This is a genomic window from Rathayibacter sp. AY1A4 (genome assembly GCF_002930955.1).
Classification (GTDB): Bacteria; Actinomycetota; Actinomycetes; order Actinomycetales; family Microbacteriaceae; genus Rathayibacter.
In genome coordinates this window covers 1-8,837 of sequence record NZ_PSTN01000047.1, presented here as the reverse complement: position 1 = coordinate 8,837, position 8,837 = coordinate 1, and the positions used below count along the sequence as shown (strand labels likewise).

The following is an 8,837-nucleotide window of genomic DNA, read 5'->3' as shown; positions in this document are numbered from 1 at the left end:
GGACGGAGGCGGCCAGGACGGTGTCGAGGGCACCCGACGAAGCCGCGGGCCGCCCGTCGCTCTCCTCCTCCTGCTGCGGCGGAGCGACGGGCGGCCCGCGGCTTCGTCGGGTGCCCTCGACACCGTCCTGGCCGCCTCCGTCCTCGCGGAGCTCTCCCTCCAGCGGCGCGTCGAGGTGGACGCCGGAGCCGTCGCCCTCGGGCCGGAGCGGTCGGCGCTCGGGGACGCCGTGCTCGACGGGGCACTCGGGTGGATCGCAGCGGAGCGAGCACCGCGCAGCGTCTCCTGGTGGATCGCCCGCCTCACTCGGAGGGAGCTGCATGCCGCCCTCCTCGAGCGGGTCGCCGCCGTGGAGCCGGCGGAGGACGAGCGGCTGCGGATCCGGGTCGCCGAGGTCCTCGCGGCTCGGACGGCGCCCCTGCCGTCGGACGCGGCGCTCATCGGCCTGCTCGACGCGGCCGGAGCGCTCTCGCCGAGGCCCGGCATCCCGGACCGGCAGGCGATCCGGTCGCTCGCGGCGCAGCACTGGGCAGGGCCGGCGGCCGCCGCCGTCCTCGCGGGAACCGCCGCGAGCGTCACGGGAGCCGCGGTGATCGCCGCGACGACGACGGTCACGATCACCGGCATGTGATCCGACGCGTGCGGCTCGCTGAAGCCGCGCGCCCCTACTCCGCCGGGTAGTCGGGCGCGACGAAGACGCAGAACGGGTGGCCGGCCGGATCGGCGAGGACGTGGAGCGCCTCCTCCGGGTCGTCGCTCCTGTCCTCGATCAGCTCGGCGCCGAGGGTGAGCGCCCGGGTCTTCTGCCGGTCGAGCTCGTCGGCGTCCGCGACCATGAAGTCGAGGTGCAGCTGCTGCGGGACGGGCCCCTCCGGCCAGGTCGCGCGCGGCAGGGCGGCCACCCGCTGGAACGTGAGCTTCGCGCCGTCGGCGGTGACGATCGCGACCCACTCCGCCTCGTCGTCCGAGCCGTCCGCGGGCGGCTCGTCGCCGGGGCGGTACTCGCCGCCGAGCAGGGCGAGGTAGAAGGCGGAGAGGGCGCGGGCGTCCTCCGTGTCGAGGACGACCTGGCGCAGGCGCATGCGGGCAGGGTACCGCCGGACGGCACCGGAGAGGGATGACGTGCTGTGCGGGACGGCTGCGGCGGGCCGGGCGTCGTGGGTCGCGGCCCGACGTCGGCTGAGAAGGGGCTCCCCGCCCCGACACGGCGGGCCGCGTCTCAGCGGAGGTCGTGCAGCTCTCTCGCTCCCGACCGCGCGGCCCTGCCACTCCGCGCCCGCTTCCTCAACCCCTCCCGGCTCCCGGCCTCGCGCCAGGGCCCGGCGCGTACTGTGGCCGCTGACTCATGACGGCTACGAGGGAGACACCATGACGGAGCAGATCGGAATCCCCGAGGCCGCGGCACTGGGGAGCGAGCGGCGGAGCATCGCGATCCTCGGAGCGGGCGGCGACCTCACCGAGCGGCTGCTGCTGCCGGGCCTGGGCCGGGTGGCCGAGCTCGCGCGCGACCTCGAGCTCACGCTGATCGGGGCGGCGCGCACGCCCCAGACCGACGAGGAGTGGCAGGGCCTCGTCCGCCGCAGCCTCGAGGCGGCCGGAGTCGCCGCGCACACGGTCGAGGCGCTCGCGTCACGGGCGCGCTTCGTCGCCACCGACGCCTCCGACCCGGAGCAGCTGAAGGCCCTCCTCGACGCCTGCCCGTCGACTCCGGTGCTCTACGTCGCCCTGCCGCCGGCGATGGGGCACAAGGTCGCCGCCTCGCTCGCCGAGCTCGACCTGCCCGAGGAGCTGGTCGTCGCCATCGAGAAGCCGTTCGGCGAGGACCTCGACGACGCGATCGCCCTCAACGCGGCGTTCGCGAAGGTCCTCCCCGAGAGCCGCCTCTGGCGCATCGACCACTTCCTCGGCAACGCGACCGTGCTGGGGATGCTGGGCCTGCGCTTCGGCAACAGCCTGCTCGAGGCGAGCTGGAGCGCCGAGTGGATCGAGAAGGTCGAGATCGTCTACGACGAGACGCTCGGCATCGAGGGCCGCGCGGCCTTCTACGAGAAGACCGGCGCGCTGCGCGACATGCTGCAGAGCCACCTCCTGATGGTGCTCGCGCTGACCACGATGGAGCGCCCCGACGAGGTCGCGCCCGACGAGGTCCACGCGCGCATGGCCGAGGTGCTCGGCGCCGTGCGGCTCTGGCGCGACGACCCCTCCTCCGCCCGCCGCGCCCGCTACACCGAGGGCCGCGTCGACGGCCGCTTCTTCCCCTCCTACGTCGACGAGCCCGACGTCGACCCCGAGACCGGCACCGAGACCCTCGCGCAGCTGCTGCTCCAGGTCGACACCCCGCGCTGGGCGGGCGTCCCCTTCGTCCTCCGCTCCGGCAAGGCGATCGGCGACCCGCGCCGAGAGGTGGCGATCCACTTCCGCGCCGCCACGCCCCCGCGCGGCCTGCAGGCGGCCGAGGGCGACGCCGGGACGGTCCTCCGGATCGGCCTCAAGGGCGGCGACGTCAGCCTCGACCTGGTCGTGAACAGCGCCGACGAGCTGACCGATCTCGAGCGCACCACCCTGACGGCGCAGCCCGGCGCGGCCACGCTCGACCCCTACGCGCAGGTCCTCGCCGGGATCCTGCAGGGCGACACCCTGCTCTCGGTCCCGGGCGACGTGGCCGAGCAGTGCTGGCGCATCATCACTCCGGTGCTCTCCGCCTGGGCCGCGGGCGACGCTCCGCTGGACGAGTACGAGGCGGGGAGCGCGGGGCCCGAGGGCTGGTGAGCTCGCGGTGAGGCGGGCGGGCTGAGGCGTCGGCGCGTGGCGTGATGCGGGGTCGGGTCCGCCGACGCCGGTCGCGTCGCCTCCCGCCCGGCTCCGCTGCTAGCCGTCCCGCGGGTCGACCCGTCCCGCCGGTCGACCCTCCTGCTGGTCGACCTCGCCGCCCGTTGCCCCTCCCGCCTGTTGACCCTCCCGCCGGGGGAGACGGGATGCTGGAGGCGTGTTGGGCATCGGGGAGTACGCAGGCATCACGGGTCTGAGCGTGAAGGCGCTCCGGCACTACGACGAGAAGGGCGTGCTGGTCCCGGCGGAGGTCGACGAGCGGTCGTCGTACCGCCGGTACGCCGACGCCCAGGTCCGGGCCGGAGTCGTGATCAGCGCCCTCCGGAGCGCGGGGGTGCCGCTGCCCGAGGTCGCGGCGGCGACTCGAGCCGGCACCGCGGCGGAGGCGCTGCAGGCGCACAGGGAGCGCGTGCTCGCGGAGCGGGAGCAGGAGGACCGGGCGTTCGAGGCCGCCGAGGTGACGCTGCGGGCGCTCGCCGTGCCGGTCGAGGTCGCCGAGCGGACGATGCCGGCGCAGCCGTACGTCGGCCAGGTCCTCACGATCGCCCTGGACGAGGCCGACGGGCCGGGCGACGACGAGGCGAACGAGATCTTCGGCGCGCTCGCCACCCGAGTGCACGCGGCAAGGCTCGGGCCGACGGGACGTTTCTGGACGGCGCTCCGGGCGGGCGAGCCGGGTTCGGCGGAGCTCGTCTGCTGCTGGCCGACGTCGGCGGAGGCGGAGGGCGACCTCGCCGATCTCGCCGCGATCCTCCCGGCGCGCACCGAGCTGGTCGCCACCTGGCGCCCCCGCGACGGGGAGGAACTGCCCGAGGGGACCCTGCATCCGGCGATCGTCGCGCTCTTCGACGCCGCCGGAGACCGCGGCCTCCGGCTCGACGGGGTCGAGGTGCGGCAGACGGTGCTGGGGGAGGGGCCGGAGGACGTGGCGGTCGAGGTGTCGCTGACCGTCGCGGGGTGAGCGGAGGGCGGGGCGTTCAGGTGGGCCGGGTGCCAGCGCTCGAGGACCGGCTCGGCAGGACCGGCTCCTCAGGACCGAGCGGAGGCGGGTGTGGCGCCGTCCGGCCGATCCCGCGCCACTTCGTGCCGCGGTCCGGGCCGTCTCCGTAGGCTCCGATGCATGACGAGCGGAGTCGAGGCCGGAGTCCATCGCGGTGACGAGCGGACGGTCCTCCACCGTCGGTGGTTCGCGGTCGTGGCCTCCCTGGTCTTCGCCTTCGGCTGGCTGCTGATCCCCGGCGTCGGCTGGCTGATCGGCGCCGTCGCCGTTCTCTGCAGCTCGGCGTGGACGCGGTCGGAGAAGGGATCGGCGTTGGCGATCCCGCTGGTCGCGGCCGCTCTGGTCGGCAGCGGGGTCGGGCTCTTCTACGGTCTGCTCGGCGCGCCGAGCTCCAGCCTGACGACGTGGACGGTGGTGGGGGCCGGGATGCTGGCGGGAGGCGCGGCGACTGCGCTTCTGGGGGTCCGGCTGTGCGCTCGGGCACTCCGCCGGCCGGAGGAGTCCGCTGGGGGCTCGCTCGCGGCAGCTGCCCCGGCCTCGGGCGCGCACGACGTCGGCTGAGAGGAGGGGCCGCGGGCTCCTGAGGGAGGCCGCCCTGTCTCAGCGGAGGTTGTGCGGCCGCCCGCCGGCCCCGCTCGCGTCGTAGCGGAGCCGCACCAGCTCCGAGCCCGGCAGAACCGTCGCGTCGAGGAGGCGCAGGCCGTGCTGCGGCGCCCCGGAGTAGAGCGGCGTCCCGCCGCCCGCGAGGCCTGCGCCGACGAGGACGATCAGCCCGTCCACCAGGCCCTGCTCGAGGAGCGGATTCCAGGTGGTGCCGCTGCCGAACATCAGCAGGTCGCCCCCGTCACCCTGCTTGAGCCGTCCGATCTCGGCCGGACCCTGCTTCCGCGGCACGATCCGGGTGGTGGCGGCCCACGGCGCCTCCGGATCGGGAGCCAGGGAGTCGCTGATCACCAGCGCGTCGAGCGACGTGACCAGCCGCGCGGTCTCGTGCTCCCGCTCGCCCGCCGTCCCGTCCGCGGCGACGGCGCTCCAGCTGTCCCAGTTGTCGCGGAACCAGCGGCCGCCGTAGACGAGCGTGCCCGCGCGGCGCAGCAGCTCGAGGTTGTGGTCGTTGAACGCGTCCTCGAACGGCAGCGCCGAGAGGTCGTGCCCGGGCCCCTCGAAGCGGCCGTCGAGCGAGGTGAGGACGGAGACGACGAGCCTGCTCATTCGGGGGATGCTACTCAGGCGGGGGTGCCGGGTGGAGGGGTGCGGAGGGCCGCGACCCGGAGGAGCAGTGGCGGGAGCAACTCATCCGGCAGGAGTGTCCGAGAAGCGTCGGCAGCGGTATTCCCGACCACTTCTCGATACGCGGCTGGATAGTGTCGAGCCGGGAAAAGGCGTCTACGGGGAACAGGTGCGGGTGATGGTCGAGCGACCGGAGTTGGCCACGGCGAAGGAGAGAGTCGCACGAGCTGCCGGCGATCTGAGCAAGCGTGCGCGGAGCGCTACGACGCAGGTGATGGAGCAGGCCGGCGATCTCCGCGAAGCAGCCGCCGAGAAGTTCGGCCCGCGGAGCCTCCAGTCGTACGAGGAGGTCACGGCCGAATACAACCGCGCCTTCACGGCGATGAGCGACGACGGGCTCTCCCTCCTCCGGCAACGCGAGCGCTCCACCGACCTGATCGCTCTCGTCGAGCTCGTGGTGAACAGCATCGCCAACACGCCCAAGTCCTTCAGCAGGGACTTCGAGCAGATCGAGCTCGACAGAGCCCGGTTCCTGGACGCCGAGGAGATCGCCCGCGCGGATCTCGTCGCTGCACGGAAGTCCGCGGCGGGAGCGGGCGCCGGTGTCACCGCCGGCGCGGCGATCGCGAGCGTCGCGCCGACCGCCGCCATGTGGGTCGCCACCACGTTCGGCACCGCGTCGACCGGGACCGCGATCTCGACCCTGTCCGGTGCCGCTGCGAGCCAGGCCGCCCTGGCATGGCTCGGCGGCGGGGCCATCGCTGCCGGTGGCGGAGGGACCGTCGCGGGAGGAGCGCTGCTCGCGCTGGCCGGCCCGGTCGGCTGGAGCCTCGCAGGCGCCGCCGTCCTCACCTCGGTCGTCCTGTTCACGAAGAAGAAGTTCGAGAACCGCGAGACGAAGCACGAGATGCTCACCGCCGTGATGCGGAACATCGCGCAGGTGCAGGCGATGGACGCGCAGATCGACGACCTCCTCCAGCGCACCGCCTCTACCCGAGAGCTGCTTCTGAAGGTCTACGGCGAGGCGCTGCCGCTCTTCGGGGCGGACTTCGCGACCCTGGCTCCCGCCCAGCAATCGCAGCTCGGCGCGCTCGTGAACGTCGCGAAAGCGAGTGCGGCACTGCTGAGCGCCCGTGTGGAGCAGGCCGCCGACGATGCCTGATCTCGCCGACGTCGCCAGAAGCACTCACGAGCAGGCCGTCGCCGCCTGGGTGGGCTACCTGAACCAGGTGCGCGTCGATCGCCTCATGGGCGCCCTGAGCAGGCAGGACCAGAACCTCTCGACGGCTCTCGACCATCTGGATACGGCCCTCCTGCACATAGGCGACGTGGTCTCGTCGAACCGCGGTGGAGTGAAGGGCGCGCACGGATTCATCGCCGAGGTCGCCGAGGTCGGTATCGGCAACGCCCGTGCCGCTGTGCTCGGGGAGACCGGCGGCAACGCCTGGGTGAACGACAACGGCCCCGTCGATCTGATGCGGAACGGCCTGCTGATCCAGCAGAAGTTCTCCGCCGCCGGCGGGCGGTTCGGCCTCGGCGCGATCACGGAGCACCTCGAGAGGTACCCGGACTTCGTGAGGAACGGCGGCAGGTACCAGATCCCGAGCGACCACTTCGAGGTCATCCAGAAGCTGCATGCGATGTCCGCCGAGGATGCGGCGAAGGTCCTCTCCCGCAGCGGGGACGGCCCGTCCCTCCGCGACTGGAACCGGGTGAAGGCGTTCTTCTCGAGTGAGACGATCGACATCGCGGCACTCGAGCCCTCCCGGCTGGAGTACCGGGACGTGCAGCTCGGTGCGTACACCGACACGTTCGCGGCGGAGGAGAGAAGGATCACGGCGACCGACGAGGCCGCCCGCGCGGCTGCCGTTCGGGAGAACCGGGCGACGGTGCGCCAGGGCGCTCAGGCCACCGTCGTCGCCGCCGGGATCGAAGGTGGGACCGCGTTCGTCTCCGCGGTCCTCGACAAGCGCCGCGAAGGCACGAAGCTCAAGGAGTTCTCGACCGACGACTGGAAGGACATCGCGAACGTCTCCGGTCTCGGCGCGGTGAAGGGCGGTGTCCGCGGTCTCACGATCTACTCACTCACCAATCTCACTGCGACGTCGGCCGCCACGGCAAACACGGTCACGACCGCCGCGCTGGGGATCGCGGGCCAGGCGAGCAGGCTGCGAGCGGGCGACATCTCCGAGATCGAGTTCATCGAGAACTCCGAGATCCTCTGCCTCCAGGCCGGCATCAGCGCGCTGTCCTCGGTCGTCGGGCAGGTGCTCATCCCGGTCCCCGTCCTCGGCGCCGTCATCGGCAACACCGTCGGCTCCGTCATGTTCAGCGTCGCGTCGTCCTCGCTCTCCGCCCGGGAAGAAGCGCTCATCGCCGGATATCTCGAGGACCAGCGCTCACTCGATCAACAGCTGGCCGCCGACTACGCCGATCTCCTGGCGAAGCTCGAGACGAGCATGCTGCACTTCATCGACATCCTCGACCGGGCGTTCTCTCCCGACATCGAGGTCGCACTTCTCGGGGCGATCGATCTCGCGGCCCGAGTCGGCGTGCCCTCGGAGGAGATCCTGGACACCGACGAGAAGGTGAACGCGTACTTCCTCGACTAGGTGCCTGTGGGGCGGGGCCGGACGTCGTTCGTTGCGGGGGCGTTGTGCCGGCCTGGCCCCACGTGTTCCGGATGGTGCTGCCGGCACGCCCGCCCCGCACCCCTCCTCACATCGCCGCCCCCAGCGCGTCCCGCAGCGTCGCCCGCGCCCGCGCGTGCCGGCTCCGCACGGTCGCGGCGCGGAGGGACAGGATCTCGGCCGCCTCGGCGAGGGAGAAGCCGTCCCAGTAGACGAGGGTGATGATCTCCTGGTCGACGGGCTTCAGCTGCTCGATCGCGGCGCGGACGTCCTCGGCCGCGTCGTCGGCGGGTGCGGGTGGGGTGATGCGGAGCTCCTCCGCCAGCCGCTCGACCAGCGCGCTCCTCCGGGTCGCGGTGCGGCGCTGGCCCGAGAGCACCCGCCGGGCGACGCCGAACGCCCACATCCGCGCGCGCGTCTCGTCCTCGGGGATCGACCGCTCCTTCCGCCACAGGATCAGGAGGGTGTCGCTGAGGAGGTCCGCGGCGTCCTCGGGGCTCGCCGTCCGCCGCGCGAAGTAGCGGAGCAGGTCCGGCGCCTCCCGCTCGACCAGGGCCGTGATCTCGGCCTCCCGGTCGCGCGCGGGGGAGCGGACGGCGCTGCGCGCCATCGCAGGCGCCGCCTCGCCGGCGCTCATCACAGCTCTCCCGTGCAGTCGGTGCTGCCGCCCAGGCCGCCGTCGCCCTCGACGATCACGCCCTCGGGGATCGTGTCGAGGATGTGGTCGTCCGCCGCGGTGATCCAGGCGCGCCAGCGGATCGTCTCCTCCGAGAGGCCGGGGCCGTCGCTGTTCATGTCCGAGGCCAGCCAGGCGGGGTCGGTCGTGTAGGCGACCGCGTCGTCGTGGATCCGCTGGCCGATGCCGCTCCAGTCCTGCGCGCGCAGGTAGTCGGTCGCGGAGGTGGTGACCTCGCGGTAGTCGATCTCGCCGTTGAAGTAGTCGATCGAGCACGACACCGCTGCGCCCGAGTCGGTGGTGTAGGTAATCGGGATCGTGAAGTCGGGGACCGAGCGGACGTCGGTGCCGGCGCTGGTCGCCAGCACGAGACCCGGGACGAGGAGGACGGGCGCCGCCAGCCACCACGCCCTCGACCGCGCGGGCCGGCGGGGCGCGCGCTCGCGGGTCTCGGCGATCACGGCGCGGAGGG

At 73.2% G+C, this 8,837-nt stretch carries 10 protein-coding genes; 6 read left to right on the top strand and 4 right to left on the bottom strand.

All coding sequences use genetic code 11. The features are described from left to right. The coding region (locus C5B92_RS16565) for a GPP34 family phosphoprotein (protein WP_104350607.1) at positions 1 to 631 on the top strand (631 nt) is incomplete at its 5' end. Between the two features lie 34 nt (positions 632 to 665). Here C5B92_RS16565 and C5B92_RS16560 read toward each other — a convergent pair. Beyond that, positions 666 to 1,082, bottom strand: coding sequence for a VOC family protein (locus C5B92_RS16560; RefSeq protein ID WP_104350606.1), 417 nt, complete (start codon positions 1,080 to 1,082; stop codon positions 666 to 668). Positions 1,083 to 1,368: 286 nt separating this feature from the next. Here C5B92_RS16560 and C5B92_RS16555 point away from each other — a divergent pair, with 286 nt between their 5' ends. The 3 genes from C5B92_RS16555 to C5B92_RS16545 all read left to right on the top strand — a co-directional run bounded on the left by C5B92_RS16555 (position 1,369) and on the right by C5B92_RS16545 (position 4,390). Further along, a complete protein-coding gene (locus C5B92_RS16555) occupies positions 1,369 to 2,769 on the top strand; it encodes a glucose-6-phosphate dehydrogenase (RefSeq protein ID WP_104274625.1) in 1,401 nt (466 codons plus the stop codon). A 217-nt stretch (positions 2,770 to 2,986) separates the two neighbouring features. Continuing rightward, the gene (locus C5B92_RS16550) at positions 2,987 to 3,790 is read left to right on the top strand and encodes a MerR family transcriptional regulator (RefSeq protein ID WP_104350605.1); all 804 of its coding nucleotides are present in this window, start codon (positions 2,987 to 2,989) and stop codon (positions 3,788 to 3,790) included. A gap of 159 nt (positions 3,791 to 3,949) precedes the next feature. Continuing rightward, positions 3,950 to 4,390: a hypothetical protein gene (locus C5B92_RS16545; RefSeq protein WP_104274559.1), complete on the top strand. Its 441-nt coding sequence runs from the start codon at positions 3,950 to 3,952 to the stop codon at positions 4,388 to 4,390. Positions 4,391 to 4,429: 39 nt separating this feature from the next. Here the strand turns inward: C5B92_RS16545 and C5B92_RS16540 are convergent, their stop codons facing one another. Next, a complete protein-coding gene (locus C5B92_RS16540; protein ID WP_104274558.1) occupies positions 4,430 to 5,041 on the bottom strand; it encodes a dihydrofolate reductase family protein in 612 nt (203 codons plus the stop codon). A gap of 289 nt (positions 5,042 to 5,330) precedes the next feature. Between C5B92_RS16540 and C5B92_RS16535 the strand changes: the two genes are divergently transcribed. Both C5B92_RS16535 and C5B92_RS16530 read left to right on the top strand, forming a co-directional pair. Then, entirely contained in the window at positions 5,331 to 6,221 is an 891-nt protein-coding gene (locus tag C5B92_RS16535) for a hypothetical protein (protein ID WP_219814361.1), read from the top strand. Further along, entirely contained in the window at positions 6,214 to 7,671 is a 1,458-nt protein-coding gene (locus tag C5B92_RS16530) for a hypothetical protein (RefSeq protein WP_104274563.1), read from the top strand. The genes C5B92_RS16535 and C5B92_RS16530 overlap by 8 nt, the downstream gene beginning before the upstream one ends. Before the next feature lie 106 nt (positions 7,672 to 7,777). On the opposite strand, the gene C5B92_RS16525 is transcribed toward C5B92_RS16530, so the two are convergent. Further along, positions 7,778 to 8,299 carry an RNA polymerase sigma factor gene (locus C5B92_RS16525; protein ID WP_104274564.1) on the bottom strand — a complete coding sequence of 174 codons (522 nt, stop codon included), beginning with the start codon at positions 8,297 to 8,299 and terminating at the stop codon, positions 7,778 to 7,780. Positions 8,300 to 8,325: 26 nt separating this feature from the next. Then, positions 8,326 to 8,837 (bottom strand): hypothetical protein (locus tag C5B92_RS17470; protein WP_181028887.1); only part of this gene is annotated, 512 nt, incomplete at its 5' end.

What these genes read in the sequence shown, in the direction of transcription:
- C5B92_RS16560 (WP_104350606.1), bottom strand. Translation starts at nt 1,082, where the DNA reads ATGCGCCTGCGCCAGGTCGTCCTCGACACGGAGGACGCCCGCGCCCTC.
- C5B92_RS16555 (WP_104274625.1), top strand. Translation starts at nt 1,369, where the DNA reads ATGACGGAGCAGATCGGAATCCCCGAGGCCGCGGCACTGGGGAGCGAG.
- C5B92_RS16545 (WP_104274559.1), top strand. Translation starts at nt 3,950, where the DNA reads ATGACGAGCGGAGTCGAGGCCGGAGTCCATCGCGGTGACGAGCGGACG.
- C5B92_RS16540 (WP_104274558.1), bottom strand. Translation starts at nt 5,041, where the DNA reads ATGAGCAGGCTCGTCGTCTCCGTCCTCACCTCGCTCGACGGCCGCTTC.
- C5B92_RS16530 (WP_104274563.1), top strand. Translation starts at nt 6,214, where the DNA reads ATGCCTGATCTCGCCGACGTCGCCAGAAGCACTCACGAGCAGGCCGTC.
- C5B92_RS16525 (WP_104274564.1), bottom strand. Translation starts at nt 8,299, where the DNA reads ATGGCGCGCAGCGCCGTCCGCTCCCCCGCGCGCGACCGGGAGGCCGAG.